The 25,888-nt window shown below is 58.1% G+C and carries 13 protein-coding genes and 5 pseudogenes; 14 read left to right on the plus strand and 4 right to left on the minus strand.

What is annotated here, in order from left to right:
* Positions 1–36 precede the first annotated feature (36 nt).
* The 9 genes and pseudogenes from P6U25_RS09665 to P6U25_RS09705 all read left to right on the plus strand — a co-directional run bounded on the left by P6U25_RS09665 (position 37) and on the right by P6U25_RS09705 (position 13,076).
* Positions 37–2,373, plus strand: a complete 2,337-nt coding sequence (locus tag P6U25_RS09665) for a N,N-dimethylformamidase beta subunit family domain-containing protein (protein WP_407151094.1) — start codon at positions 37–39, stop codon at positions 2,371–2,373.
* Between the two features lie 36 nt (positions 2,374–2,409).
* The gene (locus P6U25_RS09670) at positions 2,410–2,769 is read left to right on the plus strand and encodes a hypothetical protein (RefSeq protein ID WP_407151095.1); all 360 of its coding nucleotides are present in this window, start codon (positions 2,410–2,412) and stop codon (positions 2,767–2,769) included.
* Positions 2,770–2,883: 114 nt separating this feature from the next.
* On the plus strand, positions 2,884–5,205 hold the full coding sequence (locus tag P6U25_RS09675; RefSeq protein ID WP_407151096.1) for a N,N-dimethylformamidase beta subunit family domain-containing protein: 2,322 nt from the start codon (positions 2,884–2,886) through the stop codon (positions 5,203–5,205).
* A 216-nt stretch (positions 5,206–5,421) separates the two neighbouring features.
* Positions 5,422–5,898, plus strand: coding sequence for an Lrp/AsnC family transcriptional regulator (locus P6U25_RS09680; RefSeq protein ID WP_407151097.1), 477 nt, complete (start codon positions 5,422–5,424; stop codon positions 5,896–5,898).
* Positions 5,899–6,720: 822 nt separating this feature from the next.
* Positions 6,721–7,389, plus strand: coding sequence for a helix-turn-helix domain-containing protein (locus P6U25_RS09685; protein WP_407151098.1), 669 nt, complete (start codon positions 6,721–6,723; stop codon positions 7,387–7,389).
* Positions 7,390–8,055: 666 nt separating this feature from the next.
* Positions 8,056–8,892 (plus strand): Crp/Fnr family transcriptional regulator, encoded by an 837-nt coding sequence (locus tag P6U25_RS09690; protein ID WP_407151099.1) that lies wholly within the window; start codon positions 8,056–8,058, stop codon positions 8,890–8,892.
* A 789-nt stretch (positions 8,893–9,681) separates the two neighbouring features.
* A complete protein-coding gene (locus P6U25_RS09695) occupies positions 9,682–10,134 on the plus strand; it encodes a transposase (protein ID WP_407152476.1) in 453 nt (150 codons plus the stop codon).
* Positions 10,112–11,376, plus strand: a pseudogene (gene ltrA, locus P6U25_RS09700) (group II intron reverse transcriptase/maturase). The gene P6U25_RS09695 and the pseudogene ltrA overlap by 23 nt, the downstream one beginning before the upstream one ends.
* An 839-nt stretch (positions 11,377–12,215) precedes the next feature.
* On the plus strand, positions 12,216–13,076 hold the full coding sequence (locus P6U25_RS09705) for a MaoC/PaaZ C-terminal domain-containing protein (protein WP_407151100.1): 861 nt from the start codon (positions 12,216–12,218) through the stop codon (positions 13,074–13,076).
* Positions 13,077–13,398: 322 nt separating this feature from the next.
* Here the strand turns inward: P6U25_RS09705 and P6U25_RS09710 are convergent, their stop codons facing one another.
* Positions 13,399–13,755: a hypothetical protein gene (locus tag P6U25_RS09710; protein ID WP_407152477.1), complete on the minus strand. Its 357-nt coding sequence runs from the start codon at positions 13,753–13,755 to the stop codon at positions 13,399–13,401.
* A gap of 1,742 nt (positions 13,756–15,497) precedes the next feature.
* Here P6U25_RS09710 and P6U25_RS09715 point away from each other — a divergent pair.
* Both P6U25_RS09715 and tesB read left to right on the plus strand, forming a co-directional pair.
* The gene (locus P6U25_RS09715; RefSeq protein WP_407151101.1) at positions 15,498–16,664 is read left to right on the plus strand and encodes a M20 aminoacylase family protein; all 1,167 of its coding nucleotides are present in this window, start codon (positions 15,498–15,500) and stop codon (positions 16,662–16,664) included.
* Between the two features lie 1,463 nt (positions 16,665–18,127).
* Positions 18,128–18,988 (plus strand): acyl-CoA thioesterase II, encoded by an 861-nt coding sequence (gene tesB, locus P6U25_RS09720; RefSeq protein ID WP_407151102.1) that lies wholly within the window; start codon positions 18,128–18,130, stop codon positions 18,986–18,988.
* 509 nt (positions 18,989–19,497) lie between these two features.
* Here tesB and P6U25_RS09725 read toward each other — a convergent pair.
* Positions 19,498–19,804 (minus strand): annotated as a pseudogene (locus tag P6U25_RS09725) (IS701 family transposase); the annotation flags it as partial.
* 804 nt (positions 19,805–20,608) lie between these two features.
* Between P6U25_RS09725 and pimC the strand changes: the two are divergent.
* Both pimC and pimD read left to right on the plus strand, forming a co-directional pair.
* The gene (pimC, locus tag P6U25_RS09730) at positions 20,609–21,796 is read left to right on the plus strand and encodes a pimeloyl-CoA dehydrogenase large subunit (protein WP_407151103.1); all 1,188 of its coding nucleotides are present in this window, start codon (positions 20,609–20,611) and stop codon (positions 21,794–21,796) included.
* Between the two features lie 65 nt (positions 21,797–21,861).
* Positions 21,862–23,004: a pimeloyl-CoA dehydrogenase small subunit gene (gene pimD, locus P6U25_RS09735; RefSeq protein WP_407152478.1), complete on the plus strand. Its 1,143-nt coding sequence runs from the start codon at positions 21,862–21,864 to the stop codon at positions 23,002–23,004.
* A gap of 323 nt (positions 23,005–23,327) precedes the next feature.
* On the opposite strand, the pseudogene P6U25_RS09740 reads toward pimD, so the two are convergent.
* A pseudogene (locus tag P6U25_RS09740) lies at positions 23,328–24,401 on the minus strand (IS5 family transposase); the annotation flags it as partial.
* A 648-nt stretch (positions 24,402–25,049) separates the two neighbouring features.
* Between P6U25_RS09740 and P6U25_RS09745 the strand changes: the two are divergent.
* Positions 25,050–25,226 (plus strand): annotated as a pseudogene (locus tag P6U25_RS09745) (transposase); the annotation flags it as partial.
* Positions 25,227–25,353: 127 nt separating this feature from the next.
* Here the strand turns inward: P6U25_RS09745 and P6U25_RS09750 are convergent.
* A pseudogene (locus tag P6U25_RS09750) lies at positions 25,354–25,545 on the minus strand (IS5/IS1182 family transposase); the annotation flags it as partial.
* Positions 25,546–25,888: the final 343 nt, after the last annotated feature.

Below are 25,888 nucleotides of genomic sequence, written 5' to 3' on the forward strand. Positions count from 1 at the left end.
TGAGACGCGGCACTGCTGAAAGTGGGGAGTCACGAGATGGCACAAGTTAAGCTCTTTGGCTATTCGGACAAGATTTCGGTCAAGCCGGGAGATGTCATCCAGTTCCATGTCAATGCCGACGGGACAGAGGTCGCCGAGGCGCAACTGGTGCGCCTGATCCATGGTGATGAGCATCCGGCAGGGCCAGGATTCGTCGAACAGGAGATCGACTGTTCCGTTAACGGAGCTTGGCGCGTCGAAAAACAATACACGCAAGTCGGCTCCTTCCTCGAGGTCGGGGACATCGAGCGCCGGCTGGCGCTCGAGGGTAGCTTCACTGTGTTTGCATTTGTCCACCCGTTGTGGCCGCAGGTGGGCACCCGGCAGTGCCTGGTGGGGCGCTGGGACAACGACAAGAATTGCGGGTTTGGCCTTGGCATCAAGCAAAATGGGCTCTTGGAGTTCTGGGTCGGGCAGGGCGACGAGGTCGATTACCTGGAAGCCGAAGTGCCGCTTAAGGCCAACATGTGGTACTTTGTGGCCGCGAGCCTGGATGCGAAAACCGGTCGCGCGACGCTGTACCAGGAAGGCGTGGTCAACCGGTACAACAGCGTGCTCGGCAAGGTCGCGCCGCTCGACCTCAATTCGCACGTCTCTGAAGTCTTTCGGTTTCGCCCGAAGCATTTGGCCGACACGCCGTTCTTGATGGCAGGATCGCGGGACTGGCACGAAAAGCGTGGGCACTTCGTCTCGCAGCTTTATTGCGGCAAGATCGATCGACCTGGATTGTTCGATCGCGTGCTGGGGCGCGATGAGCTCGACCTGATCAGGAGCGGGGACAGGCCGCCGGCCAAAGGCATGGTGGCGTATTGGGACACGACCCACGGATACACCGATCAAGGAATCGGCGATACGGTAACTGACGTCGGTCCGTTCAAGCTGCATGCGAAAGGCTACAATCGGCCTGTTCGTGCGCAGACAGGGTGGAATTGGAGCGGGCGCAATGATTGTTTCCGCTTGGCGCCAGATGAATACGGAGGGGTCGAATTCCACTCCGATGCCCTCATCGACTGCAATTGGAAGGTAACAAAAGCTCTGAAGCTGCCCGATGATCTGCGCAGCGGCGCGTACGCCATGCGTTTGCGCGCAGGGCCCGGCACGGGCCTCGGTGAGGAATATATCCCATTCTTCGTTCGCCCGAAGGTGCCGACCGGCCGCATCGCCTTCCTCGTGCCAACGGCAAGTTACCTAGCGTACGCCAACGAGCATCTCAGCTTCGATGCTCCCATCGTTCAGGGCATGACGGGGATGACGCCCATTCTGACGGACATCGACGTTGAAATGTACAAGAACCCTGAATTCGGGCACGGCTGTTACGATTCCTGGGCCGATGGTCAGGGTGTCTGTTACAGCTCCTATCGTCGTCCGGTCGTCAATATGCGGCCGAAATACCGCATCTCGAGCATGGATATCACCTGGCAATACCCTGCCGACCTGTCGGTGATCGCTTGGCTCGAACACCACAATTACGACTACGACGTCTTGACCGATGAGGACCTCGATCTCGAGGGGGTTGCTGCGCTCAAGCCATATCGCTGCGTGATCAGCGGCACGCATCCGGAATACTATTCCGAGCGGATGATGGACGCGACGGAAGACTACATCGAGGGAGGCGGTCGCTACATCTACCTCGGCGCCAACGGATACTATTGCAATGTGGCCATTCGACAGGATGAGCCTTGGGTGCTCGAATGCCGCAAGTTCGGCGACACCTGGAAGGCATGGGAGGCGCGGCCTGGCGAGCACTACATGGCCACCACGGGGCAAAAGGGTGGCCCCTGGAAATGTCTGGGCAGGCCGCCTCAGAAGATCATGGGTGTTGGCTTTGTTTCCGAGGGGTTTGGCAGGAGCGAGCCTTTTTACCGCATGCCGGACAGTTATGATCCGCAGCTCGCCTGGATTACCGAAGGGATAGAGGGGGAGATCATCGGCGACTTCGGCCTCGCCTATGATGGAGCTGCCGGCGTCGAGCTCGACCGTTACGATCTGACGCTCGGAACGCCGCCGAACGCGAAGGTGATTGCATCGTCTGGCGGTCACACCGACAACTATATTACGCACGTGCAGGTCCAACTGCACCAGCATCCAGGCATCACGGGGAGTTACGATTACCGCGTGCGTGCGGACATGACCTATTTCGCCACGCCGAATGATGGCGCCGTATTCTCTTGCAGCTCCATTGCTTTCGGCCAGGCGCTGCCGGCAAACGGTTTCGATAACAATGTCTCTCGGCTGCTGGCAAACGTCGTGAATGCGTTCGCCAAACCTGGGCCGCTACCGGATGCGGCACGCCCGGAAACAACGCCGCCAGAGGCAGAGCCTGTTGCTTCCTAGGCCTCGCCGGAAACATCCAAAAAAGGGGTCACAAACGTGCCGAACGCAGTGCAAGTCGAGGACAGGGACGAACTCTTCAAGGAGATGTTCGAGGCAAAGCAGCGCGAGTTCCTGCGAACGCTCGTCACCGCCGAGGTGATGGAGGAGCACCGGCTCGCTCCTTGCGGCCAACACAGCGAGCCGCTGGATCGATTGCTGCTCTATTTCAATCGCCGCCCCTTGGCTGAGCGGTATGCCATCCTGACTGTCGAGCCGTTCAGGGCCTATCGGGTGGTGGCTCTTTCTGGACAACGTGGCGTGCCTCCGAAGGCGGCGGATCAGAAGACGTACGCCTCCCACACGGACGCACAGCACGCGATCTTTCTGCGTAACGTGCAAGCCTTGCTCGAGTCCTAGTCCAGCTGTCGCTTCGACTTTGCGTCACTTAGACTTTCCGTCACTTGGACTTTGTGTCGCTTTGACGATCCTGTTCCCCCGAACTGGAAGCCGGAAAAATTCTGGAGTTTGTAAATGACAAAACCTAAGCTCTTCGGCTATTCGGACAAGCTTTCAGCCAAACCGGGCGATCTCCTTCAGTTTTATGTGAATGCGGAAGACGCCGATCGCGCCGAAGCGAAATTGGTGCGGCTGATCCATGGCGATCAGCATCCTTCTGGACCAGGGTTTATGGAGGAAGAGATCAACTGTGAAGCAAACGGCACCTGGCGGGTCGAAAAGCAGTACACCCAGCTCGGCTCGTTCCTGGAAGTAGCCGACCCCGCGCGCCACTTGGCGCTGGAAGGCAGTCTGACCGCCTTTGCCTTTATCTGCCCGACGCGGCCGCAAGCCGGATGCCGACAGTCCCTGATCGGTCGCTGGGATGACCAGGAGGGATGTGGATTTTCCCTCGGCATCTCGGAGAACGGCCGGCTCGAGTTCACGGTGGGACAAGGTGCAAAGATCGATCGTCTCGAAGCCAGTGTCCCTCTGCAGGCGAACACGTGGTATTTCGTGGCGGCCACCTTCGATGGAGCAACAGGTCAGGCACGCCTCCTCCAGGAAGGCGTCCTCAATCGCTACAACAGTCTGCTCAGCAGAGTGGCGCTTGTCGAACACCACGCTCATGCAGCTCGCAGCCTTCAGGCGCGGCAGAAGAATCTTCCCGGCACGCCGTTTCTGATCGGCGGCGCGTGGGATTGGCAGGATGGCCGCGGTCAGTTCGTATCGCAGCTCTATTGCGGCAAGATTGACCGACCCGGACTGTTTGATCGCGCGCTTTCGCCCGAGGAACTGGGGCAGATCAGATCCGGCCACAAGCCGTCCTCGCAAGGTATGGTGGCCTATTGGGATACAGCTGCCGGTTATAGCGAGACAGGTATCGGCGACACCGTTACTGACATAGGTCCTTTTCGGCTGCACGCCGAGGGACGCAATCGGCCGGTGCGGGGCCAGACCGGCTGGAATTGGAGCGGCCGTAATGATTGCTTCCGCCTTGCGCCACAGGAATATGGCGGCATCGAATTCCACGCCGATGCCCTGACCGATTGCAATTGGAAGCTGACCAAGGCAGTCAAGCTGCCTGAGACTTTGCGAAGCGGCGCTTATGCGATCCGCCTGCGGGCAGGTGAAGGAACCGGCTTGGGCGAAGAATACATCCCGTTCTTCGTCCGTCCGAAGGCGCCGAAAAGCCGGATCGCGTTCCTGTTTCCGACCGCAAGCTATATCGCCTACGCCAATGAGCGTCAGAGCTCCGAGGCACCAATCACCCAACCCGTTACCGGCATGCCGGCCGTGTTGTCCGAGATCGACGTCGAACTCGCGGAGCGCTCCGACCTAAGCCTGTCCGCCTGCGATCACCATGCCGACGGGCAGGGCGTTTGCTATAGCTCCTACCATCGCCCGATCATCAACCTGCGCCCGAAATACCGCTCATCCAGCACAAACCTTGCCTGGCAATTCCCGGCCGACCTGTCGGTCATCGCCTGGCTCGAGCACCAGAACTACGAGTACGACGTTCTGACCGACGAAGACCTGGAACGTGAAGGGGTAGCGGCGCTCGAACCGTACACCTGTGTCATCAGCGGCACGCATCCGGAGTACTATTCCGAACGGATGTTGGATGCGACTGAGGATTACATCGCAAACGGTGGCCGCTACATTTATCTCGGCGGCAATGGCTTTCACTGGAGCGTGGCGTTCCGCGACAATGAGCCATGGGTGATGGAATGCCGCAAATTCGGTCCGGCCTGGAAAACCTGGGATGCGCGCCCCGGGGAATACTATATGGCCACCAATGGTCAAAAAGGAGGGGCGTGGCGGGCACAAGGCAGGCCGGCGCAAAAGGTCGTCGGCGTTGGCTTCATCTCGGAAGGGTATGGAAAGAGCCAGTTTTATCGCAGAATGCCGGACAGCTATCACCGGACAGTCTCCTGGCTCACCAAGGGAATTGACGGAGAGATCATTGGAGATTTTGGTCTCGCCTACGGCGGCGCTGCCGGCGTGGGACTGGACCGCTGCGATCCGGCGCTCGGAACGCCACCGCATACAAAGCTGATCGCCTCTTCAGGTGGCCACACCGATAACTACCTGGTCAACCCCGAGGTCATTCACTATGCCTTCGAGGGCCTGTCAGGATCATACGATTATCGCGTCCGCGCCGACATGGCCTATTTCACGGCGCCGCACCATGGTGCGGTCTTCTCCGCCGGATCCGTCGCCTTTGGACAAGCGCTGCCGGTCAACAATTTCGACAATAACGTGTCTCGGCTGCTGGCAAATGTCGTGGACGCATTCGTGAGGCCGGGAGCGCTGCCCGGATCGTGGTGGATCAGCGAGGAGAAGCAATGGCGATGAAGCAATCTCGCCAAGTGTTGGGGCTCGCTGCTCATCGTCGGCAGCCGCAGAAATAGCTCCTGGAACACATGCTCGTAAGGCCGAAGGACCTACTGTGGAGCCGTAACATTCGTGCCCGGTCGTAGAGAGGAGGTTTTTAAGATCACAGGGCCACTTGGCAGACCCACTCCGTGCGCCTGGACCAGGCGATCGCACTCCGTTGACGGCCGCGCAGCCATGGAACTCGACATACTCGATGCTCGTCTTCTTGATCTCGTGCAACACAACAATCGTCTGAGCAGTGAAGCGCTCGGCGAAAGGGTCGGCTTGTCTGCATCCGGAGTTCAGCGTCGACTGAAGCGCCTGCGATCGAAACGCGTGATAGAAGCGGACGTTTCAATCATTTCTCCGAAAGCCATCGGACGGAACGTAACCATGTTGGTCCTCATTTCGTTCGAGCGCTCTCGGGCCGACATCCTTGATCGCTTCAAGCGCTCAATCTGCAAGATGACTGAGGTGATGAGCGGATTCTACGTGACCGGTCAGGCCGAAATCGTCCTGCTGGTGACGGCTCATAGTATGGAAGAGTACGAGCAATTCACCCGGCGCCTCGTCCATGAAACGCCGGATATCAAGCGTATTGACACGATGGTCGTTTTGGATCGGTTTAAGGCCGGCTTCACATTACCAATGGCGTCTATCGCGTGCTGGTGATCAAACCTGACGTCACACTGGATTAGATGGTGCCTCCTTCAGTGCACGCGACTTGGTATCATCTCTCTCTCTGTGAACCTCGGGGACATGTTGTTGAGCCGGCGACTATCGTCCGCATCGACTATCCCGAGTTTGTATCGTACGCCGTCATGCTCTCGTTCTTGCTCTGGCCATGGGGGCGGCCGTGGATCGCGAACGGGCCGCAAAGGAGTGCGGGCTTAATTCTGACGATCTTGAGGCGGCGATGGCTGGTGGGCACGCGTGCGCCAGGACAGATTCGGCGCGAGAATACGTAGAGACACTGGGCCCGATGAGGTGAATCGATCCTATCGCGGAGGAATCCATGAAGGATTGCGAGCTACTTCGTGTGCCCACCGCTCCTCTTGCGTCGATGACGCCCGGGGCGCTTTCTTGCGCGATGCAAATATTTTTGAATTTAGACGAATGAGCAGTCCCGTACAAAGCCTTCACGGCGCTGGCCCACGCGTCGGGACAGCCCGCACAGTGTACTGAAAAGGACCTGCCAATCGGCATTCCGTTTCTTGCGAAGGATGGACGAGATGAGATTCTCTTGTGACTGGCGGGTCAGCTCGAGCAGATGAGCCCTTCGAATGATCCTTACCTGTCGCCGGTCGGGAACAGCTGACTGCATGCGGACGTGCAACGAGGTCGTCCTGATGGAGACGTCGGGGGCCGCTACGCCAAGTCGGGCGGACTGGCGAGGAGAAGCATTGGCAAAAAGGCGACGGAGTGCTGTCGGTAGGTGCAAAAATGCTCAAGACGTCATATCCTGACAGGTGAATTCCTGCAGGAGACGTCGAATTGAGCAAGGTCAAGCGGGCCGACCATAAGCGCCGGGGCAATGTCAAGAAGGGGCGGGCTGTCGAGCAGGCTCCACCTCCCGCCGAAACAGCGGTTGCGAAGCCGCCGATCGACGAGAGGACGGGCGCTGCCATTCGCCGTGCCAGGGTCGAGCGAGGACTTACGCTCAGCGATGTTGCGTCAGCCGCAAGCATTTCGGTCCCGATGCTCAGCCGCTTTGAAACTGGGCAGTCCACCGCCAGCCTTGTGCTGCTTGAGCGTATCTGTGCGGTGCTGGGAACAGACCTTCCGACCTTATTTAGCGAGGTCGAGCAAGCAAGCGGCGAGGCTCAACTCATCAAGGCCTCTGACCAAATGGAGGTGGTCCGCTCAGGGACCAAGCACGGGCACACCTATCGCTTGCTCTCATATCACAAGGGTCCGCGAAAGCTCTTCGAACCTTTCCTCATCAACATGGATAAGGAGAGCGAGAGCTATCCGCGGTTTCAGCATCCCGGCACTGAATTCATCTACATGCTGAGCGGCCGCATGGAGTATCGCTTTGGCGACAGAACGTTTCTCGTTGAGCCGGGTGATGCATTCACGTTCTCGGGCAGCGTTCTCCATGGTCCGGAAAAGCTGCTGGATGACCGCATTCAGTTCATCACGATTATCATATATGCGGAATAACGTTGACGGCTGCTCAAACTCGGGAGACCGATGCGTCCAATAGTGGAAGTGGACCCGGCTGAGAACATGTGATTCGTAAGGAGCCCGCTTCTCGCAGGCGGCCAGTTGGCGGAGTTCTGCTCGACGCCAGCCTCCCCAACTCCCTGCGGGCCGCACCGAGCATGATCGGGCCATGCATGGCGACCACAAGCATACATGACGCCGTCGACCTGCGCACGATATGATGGATCCGCGCGCCTTGGTGGATCGGCCGTGCATTGACCGCCACGCAACGCGATCGCCGACGTTACCAATGATTTGTCTCCCGTTTCCGAAAGTCGCCATATCCTCATTTATTTATAGGATTGAGAGGGGAGCAGCTTTGAGAGGTCGACGAGATTGTCACTAGGCACAGATATCTCGGCCGCACCAGCGACCTAGCGCCCGGCAACGCGATCATGCGGGCGCGGGCTGTGCCGCATCACGCTGGGGGCCATGGTTTAGTTCGAGTTTCCGGAAATTGAAAGCGCCGCCGGACGAATAGGTCGCAATCCGTCGAAAAGGGGCTCTTGAAAGCGGGATTCGAGCGTCAACACGACGCTCATTGCATTAATCAAAATCAAATCGTCGTTACAGTCATAGGGGTCGGGCCGCAGAAATTTCAGATGCTAGGGGACGGACCGCACTATGACCGACCACGTGCCTGCTGTCTTGGAAGCGCTTGACAGTTCCGGAAATGTAGCTGTCAAGCCAGTGCCCGGCACACATCAAATGCTTCGCCGGCCTGCTACGGTGTGTCCTGATAGGCGATCCTTCGTCAAAAACGCGATTCTTGCGAAAATTTCTCTGCAAGATCTTGCGGCTATAGGGCAGTTCCTTGAGCCGGTCGTCCTGAGAGAACGCATGATTCTGCAAGAGCCGAAGAGGCCTGTCGAACACGTCTATTTCATGGAATCGGGCCTCGTCTCGCTAAGGATTGTCGCGGCGGGAAGCATGCTTGAAACGGCGGTAATAGGATATCGGGGTGTCGTCGGCACTTCGTTCTTATGGGGAGCGTATCCCTCCACTCATCAATCTGCGGTGCTATTTCCCGGAAGCGCGCACAGGATCCGGGTCGAGGATTTGCGCCAGATGATGAAAGAGCGGCCGGGCATCCGAGAGCGTCTCTTTGAGTACCTTCAGGCGCTGACGTTTCAATGCATCCAGGCAGGGTTGTGCGGAGTTCGGCACGATCGCGAGCAGCGGCTCGCGAGCTGGCTGTGTCTAGCGAGTGACGCAATTGACGCACGCGTGCTGCCAGTTACCCATGACTACCTTTCCTCAGTCTTGGGATTGCGCCGCGCCGGGGTTACGGAAACGCTGATCCGACTCGAAAAACAAGGAGTGATTCGAAAGATGCGCGGCGTCTTGCAGATCGACGAGCGCAAATCCCTCGAGCAAAAGGCATGCTGTTGTCACAAGCTAGTCTCAAGTGCTTATGCCTCGTCTCAGTCCACTTGCTCACCACCGGAGCCGGCGAGCTAGCAGAGCCGCCAAGGTGCTCTTCTTTCAACGATTCCAGCGCGGGGGCTCGATTTCTTCCGTAACGGTTGCGCTCAATGTGAGCTCCAAGCAGTTTGGACGATCTTTGCGAAAATAGAGCACTACTTGGTCCCATGTGAGGGGCGTCCATGCGGCGAGGTGCCGCGATATTCTTACAATCTGGCTGCTGAAATCTCCCGTGGCTCGACAGAGCGGCGGAGCTGTGTCGCGAGATGGATTGAGATTGGAGACGCTCAGTGCCTGACCTGAGCGTTGGAAAGGTGGCCTTCGAAGAGGTGACCGAAGATTGGTTTTGTGGCTTAACTGGCTTTGAAACAGCCCGGCGGCCTAATGTCCTGAGTCACAAGTTCGCATTATTAGATTCGCGTCAGTATCGCATCGCTGTCGCCGCGCACAATAGACGACGCGCATCGAAGCGGTGATCGTGGCGACGCTGGAGAGTGCTCCCAAGAACGCCACGCATTGGAGCTCGCGGGGCATGGCGAAGCAAAGCAGCCTGTCGGTCTCAAGCGTGCAGCGCGTCTGGCGAGCTTTCGGTTTGCAGCCTCATCTGATGGAGACGTTCAAGCTCTCGACCGACCCGGATTTCGTGGCCAAGGTGCACGATGTGGTCGGCTTCTCCGTCTCCCTACCCCCAGCGTCGTCCTGTGTGTGGACGAGAACTCCCAAATTCAGGCGCTCGACCGCAGCCAAGTTACCGATGCGCCCCGGTAGCACGGCGCAGCTACGACTACACGCGGCGCCACGGAGTTCCGCAAGTTCCTCGACGAGATCGAGGCCGCTGTCCCGCGCGGTCTCGATGTCCATCTCGTCATGGACAACTATGCCATGCGCAACCCCCCATTGATCCGCAGCTGGCTCGCCGAGCGGCCGCGCTGGCATGTCCATCTCACGCCCACCAGTTCGTCCTGGTTCAATCAGGTCGAGCGCTTCTTCGCGCTCATCACTGACAAGAAGATTCGGCGCGGCATCTATCGCAGCGCCCAAGCTCCGCGAGCAGACATCATGGACTTCATCAGTCATCACAATACCGATCCCAAGTCATTCAAATGGACCAAGCCCCACAAGAGTCTGAGTACCAATGCGCGATGCAGGGACGGAGCCGTGTGTAGTAGTGACGAAGGCACTGTAATGGTGGCGGAGCGAAGGCACGGCACTGTCCCGCTTGATTGGAAGAACAACCGGAAACGGGAGGACTCTTTTGGGTCAAGCAAGGCCGTATGACATCCCCAAACGCTGGGTTTAGGAGGCGTACAAACGGGTTAAAGCAAATCGGAGGCGCAGCCGGTGTGGACGAGCAGTCGATCGAGGTGTTCGAGGCAGACTTGCAGAGCAATCTGTACAAGCTCTGGAATCGAATGTCTTCGGGCAGCTACTTTCCACCGCCGATCAAGCGTGTGCAAATCGACAAGCGCGACGGCGGGAACAGGCCGCTAGGAATTCCTACGGTGTCGGATCGCGTTGCTCAGGCGGTCGTCAAAGGATATCTGGAGCCGGATTTGGGGAAACACTTTCATCCAGACTCGTTCGGATATCGACCTGGAAAATCGGCGCTCGATGCCGTTGGGGTTGCTCGCCAGCGATGCTGGCGGCATCCCTTCGTGCTCGATCTCGACATTCGGGCCTATTTCGACTCGATATCGCATGAGCTTTTGCTCAGGGCGATTCGGAAGCACACGGACTGCGCTTGGGTGTTGTTGTACATTGAATGGTGGCTTAAAGCTCCCGTTCAACTGGAAGACGGCACCCCCGATCCCCCGAGAGAAGGGTACGCCGCAGGGCTCGGTGGTATCACCGCTGATGGCGAATCTCTTTCTTCACTATGCGTTCGACATGTGGATGCGAAGAAATCATCGGAGCATCCCGTTCGAGCGTTATGCCGATGATATTCTCTGCCATTGCGACAGTGAGCGGCAGGCACAAGAACTGAAGGAGGCGCTTGCGAAGCGCTTTGCTGAATGCGGACTGGAGCTTCATCTGGACAAGACGAAGATAGTCTATTGTAAGGATGACGACCGGCGAGGTGATTATCCTGAACAGAAATTCGACTTTTTGAGCTACACGTTCCGTGCCCGTCCGTCGAAGAGCCGTTGGGGAAAGCACTTCGTCAACTTCAGCCCCGGCGTCAGCAATGCCGCGGCGAATGCAATCCGACAGGAAATCCGTGCCTGGCAACTACGCTGCCGGGCGGATAAGAGGATAGACGAGGTGGCGAGGATGTTCAACCCGATCATTCGAGGTTGGATGAATTACTATGGTCGGTACTACAAATCGGCGCTTTACCCGACACTACGCCATCTCGACCGATGTCTCGCGCGATGGGCGATGTCGAAATACAAACGTCTGCGGCGACATCGAAGACGGGCAGAGCATAGGGTACGGGACATTGCTTGCCGCACCCCCACGCTGTTGGCCCATTGGCCGATGCTGCACAAGACGGGCGGCTGGACCGTAAGAGCCGGATGAACGGAGACGTTCACGTCCGGATCTGTGAGCGCCTGGGGGCGGGCGCACTGGAGGCGAGCAAAGGCACAGATTATCGTCCTCCCCGTCCCACGGCGGTCGAGGTGGTCGTCGCAATGTTTCCTCTTTAGCCGCGGGCGATCGCTGGTAACGTGCCTACGACAGGACGACTTGGAGCAACGAAAGCCGATCGTTGTTCTGTTTCTGACGGCGAAGGAACGGCCGTCGGGTTCAAAACAGCGCTCGTCGGTTCCGGTCTCTGAAAATTTGTAAGCGTAGTCAGAAACTTGATAGTTGCACGGCGTTGGCATGGCCATTGCTACCGGGAGCCAGTAGAACTGATTGAGGTGCGGGAGCTATTTCGACGCCTAAACTAGGCGATGCTTCCCGTCCGCGAGAGCCGTATCTCATTTGCGAAAAAGGGATAAGCGCGCCATGAGGGGAAGTTCTCGTTACCGCCGAGCTCGATCCTTCCAGGGCCAACACATTCGGTTGAATGACATCGTGAACGGTCGAGCATCAAACTTCGGGAGCGCCGAGTTTGAGAAGTCATAAGGCGACATCTCCCTCTCCGGATCCGCCCATGCAAGCTAGGGAGGAAGCATCTCGTGGGGTAGCGATCTCCCGCGACCGGACATCTGGATCACCGCTGATCTCAGCTCGGCTACGAAATCTGCGTTGCGGACGCGACGCGTCGCCGCACGCTCTGACGGAGCGCAATAACTTGTCGACTGGCATCACGATAGTGAAGGTCATACTCAAACTGGTCGATAGTAGACATTCGGTCGCTATTGCGGCCTATTTGACGTTAAGCAGGCTAACATAAATAAGGAAGGTGACCTTTGCCAATCGACTATCCGGCGGTACTCAACCTCAAGTCCGAAGCCGCTCCCTATTCGTGGGGTGATCGCGAGGTGATGCTCTATGCACTCGGCATAGGCATGGGCTCCGATCCTTTGAACGAAAAGGAGCTACAATTCGTCAACGAGGCATTTGCAACCTCTAAGCCACTAAAGGTGGTTCCAACCTTCGCTTCGATCTGCGTGTGGGGGGCACGACCCGGAATTATCGATCTTAACCGCGTTATGGTCGTTGATGGCGAACGCGACATCACATTTCACAAGCCGATCCCTGTCGCGGCCAGCGTTACGGCGGATGCGCGCATACGCGGCGTGTACGACAAAGGCAAGGAGAAGGGCGCGATCATTCAGAACGAAGTGATCGTCAGAGATGGCGAGGGTGACAAGATCGTCACGATCGCATCTTCAACCTTTGCGAGGGGAGACGGCGGCTTTGGGGGACCAGCGGAGGGAATGCCACAGCCACACCAAGTGCCGCGCCGAGCGCCGGACAGATCGATCGATATACCGATTCGGCCCGACCAGGCCCTGATCTATCGTCTGTCGGGTGACCGTAATCCCTTGCATAGCGATCCTGAATTTGCGCGTCAGGCTGGTTTTCCCAAGCCCATTCTCCATGGTATGTGCACTTACGGACTGACCTGCAGGGCCGTTTTGCAGACCTATGCCGACTACGATCCCTCTGCCTTCCAGCGTCATCGCGTGCGCTTCTCTGCCCCAGTGTTTCCTGGGGAGATCATTTCGATCAATCTCTGGAAGGACGGCAACTCGATTTCGTTTGAAGGCCATGTTCGAGAGCGCCAAGTTACCGTCGCCAAGAATGGGCAGACGGTGTTACGCTGAATGCTTCCGGATCCGCTCCGCCCAATCAGCTGTCGAACGCCATGTGGAACTACCCCCTTTGCATCACGAAGAACTGCCTCACCCTCGGGTTCATGATTTTCGGTTGAAGGTTGGCTGCGCCGCGGACGGGACGGAGGAAGACGAAGCCGCGGCCCGATGAAGACCGAGATTGCAGCCCGCGAAGCTGACCGGCCGCTACGGCACTGTTGAAGGGTGCGCCTCCAATCAGCTTCGCTCCATCGAGCGACACCAGACGTGATCTCTTCGGCGGCCGCTTGACCACGGGCTACCGTCAGTGCCAATTGCCTTTAACGATTGGGGCTCACATGCGCGCGATCAGATTGGAATGCTGCGCGGCATCGGATTGGACTAGCTGCGCGCGATCATCGGAATCCGCACTTCGGCAGCCTTCGTTGGGCGCGCCATTAGAAGCTCCCTCCGATCGCTGCTTCGTATTCGGCAAGAGGACGCAACAACGAGGGCAGTGGAGAAGGTGCCGCGACTGTCGCTGTTGCCGGTCGGCAGACCGTGCCATTGCGACCGGGAATCCTGTCGATGACCCGCATCGGCGCCTGTCCGATTGCTTGTGGATCGCAACCTCGCGCATGCCGTGGCGGATGCACATCTCGCCGGCTGCAACCGTCATCGCCACGCGCTCGCCGATCAGCCGCCACGGCACCGAGTAGCTGTTCGTGTCGATCTCGACGGCACAATCGTTGCGGACGACGCGGACCAGGTCACGCAACGATCCGAACGAGGGCTGCCCTCCGAGCGGCTTCAACCGGTGTGCCCCATCACCTGCAAAGCGAGCGATCGGCGCCCCGCCGGCCGTGCCGTGGATACGCTACGTTCGCCGCCTCACGGTCTTACTCGGCGAGATGCGCTTCGAATGCCTCCCGGCTAGCGAAGGAATGTCCGGCGATCGCATTCTTCTTCACGTAATCGACATCATTCTCCGTCTTGCCCTTCGTGCGCGCCCGGTACAACTCGCAGGCGCGAGGACGGAAGCTCGAATGCTTCGCGAATGCAGTGAGTTTGGCGTTAAACTGAACGGACCGGCTCACGGCGTCGTGGAGCACTACGAGCGCGTGGATTGTCCACCAGCACTTCCTCCGGCAGACGGCCGAAGGCCGTGAATGCGCTCTCGCGCCCGGCGAACCAGTGCTCTCGCTTCTCGGTTCGGAACGCACGGACATGCAGCCGCAGCGAAATGCTCCAGCGCCGCCAGAACACGATGCTTTGATCTTCATCCGGCCGATCTCGACCAGACGCCGTCGAATTCGATCGGCCGCTGTCCGGCGTGTCTCGAACCGCGTCGTCGCCAGTGCTTCGGCCTTCAGGACCTGGTGCTGCACAGCCTGTTACAGCGTTGGCCGGCTGACTGCCACGCTTTCCTTGGCCTACAGGTCCTTGCGCGCTACATCCGCAACTCCATGCATGCTGTGCGTGTAGTCATATTGCAGCGAACGAACCGAATAAATTTGACTTATCCGGCGATTGGCTGTTGGCGTCACCCAGTGTCCACGCCAGGACGTCGAGGAAGTGCCGCAGGAGGCTTGCAAGTGCTAGTGTGGCTCGCCCCTTCATAGGTTCGCTCAGGTCCCGGCTACCGATTGCCTTGGTCAGATAAGAGACGACGGGATTGCGAAAGGGTCTTCGGAATGTACGGCTCCGCAGAGAGCGCGCTGCCGTGGGAATTTCTTTCGCGTGCTACCCGACGGGGAAATTGGTAACACAAAAGCTATTACCACAAATCTCGATCCCGAGCCGATCCCGACCTAATAAATCGTCAAGAGAATTCGAGTTGGCTTGGCAGGCACCTCTTTGCGCTCGCGACCGAGACAGGTCGCCGGCACCCGCTAAGTCGAAGGGCTGGCCAGAAACCGCACCTTCGTTTGGATTCCAGGTTGAACCTGCTCTACGTCGGGACTGCTGATCGCGCTAATCCGCGGTGATGCCGACGTTCAGCTACCAAAATCGATGGTCTCGTCGGATGAAGTCGTGGTAATCGTGGCAAGGTCACCTATCGGCTCCTCGATCGTGAACAGCGGGGTCTCCAGTCTATGGGCTGACGATGGACGGCGCTCGATAGCGACTGCTAGATCGTCGGACTGGGCCGGCGACATTGTCTGTCGCGAGCCGCAGCCCTATCGATTCCACCATCGCTCAAAAACGCTCTCCCGGCGTTAAATGTTAGCACACGCTTGCTCATATATATCGAACCGATGCTCGCCACTAGCATGGGTAGTGTCTCGATCGACGTTGATATTGTACGGTCAGTTGGTAACTGGCCCTGCAAGTGCGGATGCAGCTTAAATGTGTTGGCCGCGCGATTGCGTCTTAGTGACGGCGGCGCGGAGGTGCTCCACCCGTACATCACAGCTCCAACGCACATGACTCGGAAGGGTTGGGAGTTCGAATATGCGCATTGAAGCCTTCCGGAATCTACAGCATGAGGCAGTCGTCTGGCGCCACTATCTCCACGAAAATCCTGAGCTCGACTATCGGATGCATAACACGGCGAGGTTCGTAATCGAGAAGCTGGCGTCGTTCGGTATCGATCGCATCGAAACAGGGATAGCTGAAGCCGGTATCGTGGCACTGATTCAGGGTGAAGACGGCAATCAGCCAACGATTGGGTTGAGGGCGGACATGGACGCCCTGCCAATCCTTGAAGTACCAAATAAGCGCTGGTCGTCGAACATACCCGGCAAAATGCACGCATGCGGGCATGACGGGCATATAGCTATGCTGCTGGGCGCCGCAAAGTACCTTGCAAATACGCGCAACTTCAAAGGATCCGTTGCGTTGATCTTTCAGCCCGCCGAAGAAGTAGGGTTACCATCGGGCGGCCTGAGGATGGTCCAAGAAGGAATCATGGATCGCTTTGGTATCCATCAAGTATTTGGCATGCACAATCTGCCGGGCATCGAGGTCGGCAAATTTGGCATTTGTGATGGCCCAATTATGGCCTCGCAGGACGACTTTGATATTGTCGTGAAGGGCAGAGGCGGCCATGCCGCCGCGCCGCATCAGGCAATTGATCCAGTTGTCATTGCAGCCCACATAATCGTCGGGCTGCAAACTTTGGTCTCGCGCAACACGAACCCGATGGAGCCGCTCGCGATCTCCGTCACCAAGTTGAAGGCCGCTGAAGCCTACAACGTCATTCCCGACCAGGTCGAAATGGGCGGTACCGTCAGGACCCTCGTACCTGGCCTGAGGGAGTTCGCCGAACGGCAGATTTTGGCAACCGCGCAAGGCATCGCGCGCGGATTCGGTGCGGACCTCGATTTGAAGCACCGTCGCGCCGTTCCCGTCACCTTCAATGACACGAACGGAACTAATCTGGCGATCAAAGCGGCGTCCAACCTTGTGGGGCCTGCCTCCGTGGACGTCAAAATCAAACCGCGGATGGGATCGGAGGATTTTGCCTACATGCTGGAGGCACGACCAGGCGCTTTCATTTTCCTTGGTAATGGAGCGACCGCTGGCCTGCATCACCCGGCATACGATTTCAACGACGAAGCCCTGCCTTTCGGAATCGGCTATTGGGTGAATCTGGTCGAGATTGTGCTGGCTGCTTAAAGGGGCGTCCGGCTAGTGCCGCGAAAAGGTACTCTATGTCGTTGCGTAGTTCCCCGGTCATTCGACTAATGCAGATCTCGACGTGCTCGTCTCAGTCTTCAGACGACTCATTGAGGCGGCCATACACGAGTGAGCAGCCCGGATCATTCTGTCCTTGAAATGGGTATAGCCCCGACCCTTCGCGGCAGGAACGCTATCAGGCGCAACGGCCCGCTGAGCAAGGATTGAGTGCATGACTCGTCTTTCAAACTAAATGAGATCGGTTTATTGCGATTGGTCGGTGCAAAAGCAATGAAACCCTGAGATCTCTCCGTGAGGCAACTAGGGTCTATAGGCCTCTGATAAGGCGGAAGCAAATGGCTGAAGGCGCAGCCTTCGGGCATACCGAGGAATCACCCAACGGGCGTGCGGGAGGCGGTCTCGGCATTCTCGGGTAGGAGAAAGTTTCTCCGAGTCAAGGAACACATCAGTAATATTGCCGTCGGTTGACGATAGCGATGCGCGATGATCGCGATCTGTCCCTCTTCCGAACACTCTCTCACCCGATGAGATCGGGCGCACAGTCCATTAATCTCAACAATCGGCCAGCGCAAAGGGACAGTGTCTTTAACGCTCTCAGCCTCCATGGATTACCTACGACCACCTATAGGACGACATGCGCGCGCCATGCGTCCGCTGAAAACGCTCCCAACACACTGGCGTCCGAAGCAGACGCCGAGAACGGCGCGATGGCATGAAAGTTCGCGGCCAACGGTGATGGTATTCTCGGTTCCATCGAGTAGGAGGCTGGATGAGACGACAATTGCGCGGCTTTCGAAGCCAAGATCGTAGCTAGTGAGCACGTCGTTCTGCACCGTTGCTATATCAAAGCCGTTGAAACAGGGGCCAATATCAAAAAACGAAGGGAACGTCTGTCGCTGTCGGCGTAGTTTTGGCTGATGACATCAGCTCTTGCGGCGGATCGGACTGCTTGCGGAGGTCATGTGAAACGTTGACCCGTATCATACTTTTGAAGGGCCTCGTCACCGAATGTTCGGCACGGCAGGGCGACTATCGTCCTTTCACGCACCCTCGCAGTTGTGTTCAGCCGTGTCCGGTTGAAGGCGTCTTTGGCTGATGCCCGACACCAAATTGCAAGTATCACGTCAGGCGGCAAAAAAGCCCATGGCATTTCGTCAACGAAGTTTCCAATAGCGGCCTTCGCGGCACGCGTATTGCTTGGGATGGAGCGGATCCGTTCACCCGTCGTCCAGCCCAAGTTAGGGAGTTGAAAAACTTCTTATCCAAATCTACGCCATGGCCACTGCATTGTTGATCGCGGATCTACCAACTGAGGCTTGCGCGCGTCCATGGAGGCAGGGGAAACAAATGTCCAAAGGATTTCGGGCGATTAAAAGAGAGGCGAACCAGGGGTTCGTAGCTCTGTTACGCCGCGGAATAAGACGAGAACGAGAGGCACTCATATGTCCAAAAGCTTGATCGACCTGCGCGCCATTCTCGACATCGAACCGATCGAGGTGAACCTGTTCCGTGCTAATAGTCCGAGAACCAACTCGGAACGGCTGTTCGGCGGGCAGGTGATAGGGCAGGCGATGGTCGCGGCATGCCGCACGGTCGAGAGTCGGCTGCCGCACTCGCTCCATTGCTACTTCATTCTACCAGGTGATCCGCGGGTGCCGACCGTCTATCAGGTCGAACGCATGCGCGACGGCAAGAGCTACTCCACGAGGCGCGTCACCGCGATCCAGAACGACAGTGCGATCTTCTCGATCATCGTGTCGTTTCATGCCGAGGAGAAAGGGTCCTTTGATCACCAGGACAAAATGCCCGATGTGCCCCCGCCGGAGAAGTTCAGCGCGGAGGAATTGTCGAAGCAGCCGATCTTTTTCAAGGTGCCGGAAATCGTCCGCCGCTATTACGAATCCGATCGTCCGATTGAATTGCGCCCGGTCGAAATTGGCCGTTATCTCGGTCAGACCATCGACGGCGGCAGGATCCATGTCTGGATCAAGGCCGCCACAAAGCTTCCGGACGATCCGGTGATGCATATGTGCGCGCTGGCCTATGCGTCGGATTTATCGTTGCTAGATGCGGTGATGGCGCGCTATGGTCGAACGCTGTTCGACGAACGAATGATGTCGGCAAGCCTCGACCACGCGATGTGGTTTCACCGCCCGTTCCGAGCCGACGATTGGCTGCTCTACGCCAAGGATTCGCCAAGCGCGCAAGGCGGTCGCGGCCTCACGCGCGGCCTGATCTTCAGGCTAGACGGCAGGCTGGTGGCGTCCGTCGCCCAGGAAGGCTCGGTGCGCGAGCGGCGTTGATTAATCACGTGCGTACAAACGCTCGTGATCAGGTCCGCGTCGCTGATTGTGCTCGCAGCGGCCATGCTCCTCCATACGAAGGCATTGCAGAATCATCCGTCGACAACGCAATAACTAAGAAGCAATAGAGATTGCGGCATTGCGCGCCGAAGGCCAACGCGCAGGCAAGTTCTAGCATTGCAGCTGGTGCGCCGCGAGACCGGCAAGAAGTGGATGGTGCAAGCCAGTACCATGAAGGAATAGCCAACCACATCGGTACCGCGCCGTGCGCAGACATTCGCGAAGAGACTGGCGAAGCGTCGGGTTGTAGCTTGCAGGACTCGATCCGCGAAAGAATGTTTTCCGGGTGTCGACGCTGTCAACCGAGCGGAAGGCAACACGGGCGGACGCGCAAACGAGAGCAATCGTCGAGCCCGGCGTGGTCGTAGATGGGTGCGTCGGAACGTGGACCATGCCAGGACGCGAGCGTTGGGTCCGGCGCTGCGCAAGCCTTGAGATGGGACGTCGCATTTCCCGCGCGGACCAGCAGATGAATCTTGCCGGCGCGTCGATTTTTTTTCGACGATCATTGCGTTACCTGGGATCGGACGGCGCTCATGATGGCGTAAGCCGGCATGACCAAGGGGACATGTCGGTGCCAACGTGCCAAGAGCGACGTTCGTTGTGCTCTAGGCCGAGCTCGCTCTTTGTCGTCTCGAAATCTTCTTCGACGCGCTATCGCGTTCCTTCAACACGAACGCGGCTCTCGATTGAGGTGCCATCGGGACACCATATGGTGAAGCAGGAGAGTTCACCGTCGGCAAGGCCGCGTCGCATCTCCGTCGTCGTCGCTCGCCAGCGCTGCGCTTTGGGCAAGCGCGCGACGGCGGCTCCGAGGGGTGGCTCGGCCAGACCCATGATCGAATATGCTGAACTTGGCGCACAGAACTAGGCATAACCCTTGACGTAGGGGACGAACAAATACCAAGCGATCCATCACACCCAAGGCAGCCTCCCAAAAGCAGCCCTGAGTCTGATTTGCTCTCAAAGGGGTATCCTTAGAGTTCATTCAACCTGAGGGTTATCCACAGGAACAATCCACGCCACCCACTGCCGATTCCTGTACGGTGTCGGACAGAGCCGACGGCTGTTTGTGTAGAACATCGGACGCTGTCTGAGGGGCATCCGGACCACTTTACAAGCAATCGGGAGATTAGTGCCTTTGAATGCCGCTGGCACGCCTATTGCTTCTGAGAAAGGCCAACCGTGAGTGACCTTAGGGCTCAATGCTTCCAAATGCGTAAGACAAGCGATCATCTGCTTCGTTAGCCAGAGACTCATTACTGAACGAGCGCGCGGAAACAATCACCGCAATTTTGGTAAGCCGCTGATGGAGAGCAATATGCCTTCAGCGAGAAAAAGGGCATCGATGGGCCGAGCTTCTCGGAGAGCACGCTAACGGGCCAATTGTCCGAAATGGGTTTCGGGGATTCCAAAGTGGGGTCGGTACATCGCCTCGAAATCACGCTGAAATTTGATTTGCTTCGAGGGAGAAAGGACGACCGTTCGAGCTACTAGTCGTGCGTGCCTCTGAATGACGATCTCGACGACGCGCGACTGAATTGCTTACAGGAGAATCCGATGGATCTTGTATTCACAAAAGAAGAGCAGGCATTTCGACGGGAAGTGCGGCAATTCCTCCGCGACAACGTGACGCTCGAGATACGACGCAAGATGATCGAGGGACGCGATGTCTCGAAGGACGAGATGGTCACCTGGTGGCGCATCCTCAACAAGAAGGGATGGGGGGTCAGCCATTGGCCTAGGGAATATGGTGGCACGAACTGGACCTCCGTGCAGCACTACATCTTCAAGGAAGAGTTGCAGATGTATCCGGCGCCGGTGCCACTCGCGTTCGGCGTTAGCATGGTCGGTCCGATCATCTATACCTTTGGAAACGAGGCTCAAAAGCAGTACTATTTGCCTCGCATTGCGAACGTGGACGACTGGTGGTGTCAGGGATTTTCGGAATCTGGCGCGGGTTCTGACCTCGCTTCGCTCAAGACAAAAGCCGAGCGCAGGGACGACAAATGGATCATCAATGGGCACAAGACCTGGACCACACTCGCGCAATATGCCGACATGATCTTCTGTCTCTGCCGCACCGATCCGGCCGCGAAGAAACAGGCCGGCATCTCCTTCATGCTAGTTGACATGAAAAGCAAAGGCATCACAGTGCGTCCCATTCAGACCATCGACGGCGGTTACGAGATCAACGAGGTGTTCTTCGACGACGTCGAGGTGCCGATGGAAAATCTCGTGGGCGAGGAAAACAGAGGCTGGCACTACGCGAAATTCCTGCTCGCCAATGAGCGGACCGGCATTGCACGCATAGGCGTTTCCAAGGAGCGCATCCGCCGTATCAGGGAGCTGGCCTCAAGGGTCGAGTCCTGCGGTCAGCCTGTCATCAAGGATCGCTCGTTCCGCGAGAAGCTCGTTGCTTGCGAGATCGAGCTGAAGGCATTAGAGCTCACGCAGCTGCGCGTCGTTGCCGATGAAGGTAAGCGCGGGAAGGGCCAGCCCAATCCAGCGTCTTCCGTACTCAAGCTCAAAGGCTCGGAGATTCAGCAGACTACGACCGAACTCTTGATGGAACTGATCGGTCCATTCGCTGCACCCTTTGACGAGGATCCGCACGGCTCCGGCCTGACCGCGAATTGGGCCGCTCAGATCGCGCCGATCTACTTCAACAACCGCAAACTCTCGATCTATGGAGGTTCTAGCGAGATCCAGCGCAACATCATAGCCAAGGTGGTGCTGGGGTTGTAACTCGTCTCCCGCTCTTAGAGGATCAAAAGATCCAGCCCGAATTTGTCTCGAGGAAATTGAAGAAGATGGATTTTGGATTATCCGAGGAGCAACGGCTACTCAAGGAAAGCGTCAATGGACTGTTGACGAATGCCTATGATTTCGAGCAACGCAAGAAATACATGATGGAGAAAGGAGGATGGAGCAGAGCCATCTGGAGTCGCCTTGCGGAGCAGGGCCTCCTAGGTCTTCCGTTCGCGCAAAATGACGGGGGCTTTGGCGCGGGCGCCGTCGAGATCTTGATCGTGATGGAGGCCTTGGGACGAGCTCTCGTGCTTGAGCCGTATCTTCCTACTGTCGTGATCGGCGGCGGCTTCCTGTGTCATGGCGGCTCAGCCGCGCAGAAGGCCGAGCATATTCCGCCGCTCATCGACGGTAGCAAGACCTTTGCGTTCGCGCAGCTCGAGAAGAACTCACGCTACGATCTGAACAATGTCATCACCTCGTCGAAGAGCAAGGGCGACGGGTGGATCATCGACGGCGAAAAATTCGTGGTCATCAACGGCGAAACCGCGAACACGCTGATCGTGACTGCGCGCACCAAAGGCGCCCAGCGCGATAGATGCGGTATCGGTGTCTTCCTGGTTCCCGCCAACATCGCGGGTATTTCGAAAAGAGGCTATCCGACCCAAGACGGCCTACGTGCGGCCGATATCACCTTCAGCGGCGTCGAAGTCGGTCGCGACGCTGCATTCGGTGATCCAGAGAACGGCCTGCCGCTGATCGAGCGCGTGGTCGATGGGGCCCGCGCCGCGCTTTGCGGGGAAGCCGTCGGCTTGATGGATGAATCGCTGAAAGCTACTGTCGAATATCTGAAGCTTCGTAAGCAATTTGGCGTGCCGATCGGATCGTTCCAGAGCCTGCAGCACCGCGCCGCCGACATGTTCGTGGCCCTCGAGCAGGCGCGTTCGATGTCGATGCTTGCTACCATGGCCACCGATTTCGATGATGTCGCCGAGCGGAGCAAAGCTATAGCGGCGGCAAAAGTGCAGATCGGCAGAAGCGGAAAATTCATCTGCCAGCAGTCGATCCAACTGCACGGCGGCATCGGCATGACCATGGAAGCCAAGATCGGTCACTATTTCAAACGGCTGACGATGATCGAGAATACGTTTGGTAATGCCGACTATCACCTTCGTTGCGTTGGCGAGGGCGGCAGGGTGGTATGATCTGTGTGAATGAAGAGACAACGGCCGTGCAATGGCCGTTACGCCCGATCGTGTTCCGCCGCCGTGAAAGATTCAGCGTGATGACACTCGAGAAGTCGGCGAGGTTTCGCCAAGAATGGATGCGGGCGTCCATGTAAGACCTCAAAAATCAAATGTCCAGGACAAGCCTTGGCACGACCGTTGGTGGCGCGACGCGAAACATGACCCAAGGAAGTGTGCTTTGTGAATAGCGTTGTCGTTATCGAGAATTCGATGAACGGACAGCCCGCCTCAAGTTAGAGCGCTCTGGAAATCTAGCGTTACTCGTCCGTGAAGAACTCGACTCAGCTTGGAACGAGCTGAAGTGGGAGGATGAGCTGGGCGAGGATTTGGTGCAACAGAAGCTCGAGCCAGCGGATGAGGCGGCGGAAGTTGTAGCCGGCGGCGGCGAGGACGGCATTAGTGACATCGCTCTGGCCGTGCCAGAGATAGTTCCGGCCCATCCGATGTTCGGATTTGAGATGGCCGATGACCGGCTCGATGGCCGAGCGGCGGCGCATCTCGCGTTTGATCTTGGGCGCACCCGCCGCTTCTGCCCTGAGATGAACACCCTGAACTTGTAGTCGGGTGGCGCATTGTGGCCGCGATAGCCTTTGTCGAGAACGTGCCGCTCGATGATGTTGCCGATCAGCGCCTCCATCTCCGGGATTACGGTCTCGAGCGTATGACCGTCATAGGGGTTGCCCGGCAGCACCTTCACATGGGTGACAAACTGGTCGCCGCAGGCCGGCGCCAGCGTCGTGGCGACGCAGACCTCGACCCCGAACTCATAGGGCCGGTGGGCCTTGCCCTTGCCGATGCACTCCACCTCCGGCGCGTGCAGCGAGTAGACCTTCGGTCCACGCTGGTGCTGCTTCTGGTCAAGCACCCGTCGCGCCAGCGCAGCATGGGGCCGAGGAGAATCTCACCGAGCAAGTCGGTGCGGCCTTCGATCTTGTGACGTCGCGGATGACGCGGCGGAGATAGGCGGAGCGTCCTCTAGGCTCGGTTGGCGCACTTGAACTGCTTGGCGTAGGCATAGCGCTGATGCTTGATCAGCGCGAACTTGCCCACTCGCGCATAGAATTGCCGCAACGCGAGGCCCTGCCGTTTTGCCAGCGGACCAGGATTTCGCGAGCGCGGTTGAGAGGCCTGGCATCGGTCGGGAACATCACGTTCTTGGGCTGCACCGTAGTGTCGACGATGACGCGGTTGAAGTCGGACGGCTTCATCGCCTCGGCCTTGGTGGCGACCAAGAGGCTCTCCTGCAGCAGCGCTTGCAGCTTCTCCTCGCCCATCCGTTGGCGCCAGCGCGTCAGCGAGCGATCGAACACCAGGCGGTTCTAGAAGAACTCCTCGCCGCAGAAGAACTGGTAGTAAGTCTGTATATCCCTCGGTGCTGGAGCAAGGCGCCGGAGATCTCCGGCATTGTCGAGCCGCCGCCCTAATAGGGCCGCGGCGTCTCGACGGTCGGAGAATGGAGCATGCAAAAGGCTCTTTATGTTGGGCTCGACGTGCACAAGGCCAGCATCTCGGTGAGCACGGTGGAAGACGGACGCGAAGGAGCAGTCAATTTTGTCGGTACTGTCCCGAACACGCCGATAGCGCTCAACAAGCTCAGCAAGCGTTTGGCCAGAGATGGCCACCGCCTGGAGTCCGGTTGTTGCGGGTACGGCGTCTATCGACAGCTCACCGGTTTAAGGCATGGCTGCACGGTCGTCGCGACGTCGGTGATTCCACGCAAGCCAGCGAACGGATCAAGACCGACCGGCGTGCGCGATCTCACCCGGACGCGGATGCATCGATGCAGCTCGTGCAGGCTCGGCGGCAACTGCAAGCATTTCTATTGCGTCACGGCCGCCATTACGAGACCGGCAAGACTGGACCCAAGACATCGCTCCTGGCTTGCCGGTCAAACCTTTGATGAGTCCGCGCATCAGATCGCTTTTCAGGCTTACCTTGAAGCGGTCTGGACCGCGCAAGATCGCCGTGACCAGCGCATCAGCACGATGGCTGCCCATTGGTCGATGGGACCGCTTGTGGAGGCATTGCGCGGGTTGCGAGGTCTCGATTTCATCTGCTCCGCGACGTTTGTCGCAGCGATCGGCGACCTCGGCCGTTTTGAGAATGCGCGGCAATTGATCTCATATCTCGGCTTCGTGCCTTCCGAGCAGTCAAGCGGCGAGCGGATCTGGCGCGGCGGTATCACCAAGACCGGAAACGGCGAGGCACGCCGAATGCTCATCGAAGCCGCCTGGAGCTATCGCTATCCGCCGCGAGTTGCCAAGGACAAGGCCGAGATAGTCGTGCGACTTCCCAAGATAGTTCGCGAAGTCCCGCCATCAGCCGCGTCGGCAGCGGCGGACGCCCTGGCTTGCAGGCAGCGCCAACCCGCTCCTCGAGGAACGACCAGTCGATCGCCCGTGGAAGCTTCACCAGCGCATGGTTCATGTCGACGATCGCGTCCAGCCGCGAGCGCAGAAGATCGGCCTGTCCGCTGTCCCGTCGTTCCGTGGGTCGCATCCTACTCCCTTTCGATGCGACCGAAGGAATCACGATTCGCGATTCGAAGGAATCGTAAAAATGAAATTGCAGGCTTTTGGGCCCTCGAACCCAAGAAACTTGCAATCTCAAACCTCGCTCCGCTCCAAAAATTGACTCCCGCTCAATGGATTAGGAGGTTCTTCACGGACGACAAGTTAGAGTGCTCTGGAAATCTAGCGTTAGCTACGATGTCGCGTGTTGCTCCGGTCTCAGCCGGATTGTGCGATCCGCGCTCTCGTTGTCGACAGTGCTTGCTTGCCATCAATATCGATGAGCTCGATCTAATTCGCCTTGCTGGCTTAGAACCGGATCAGCGCGTGCG

The sequence above is a fragment of the Bradyrhizobium sp. ORS 86 genome, from assembly GCF_045571475.1.
Taxonomy (GTDB): domain Bacteria; phylum Pseudomonadota; class Alphaproteobacteria; order Rhizobiales; family Xanthobacteraceae; genus Bradyrhizobium.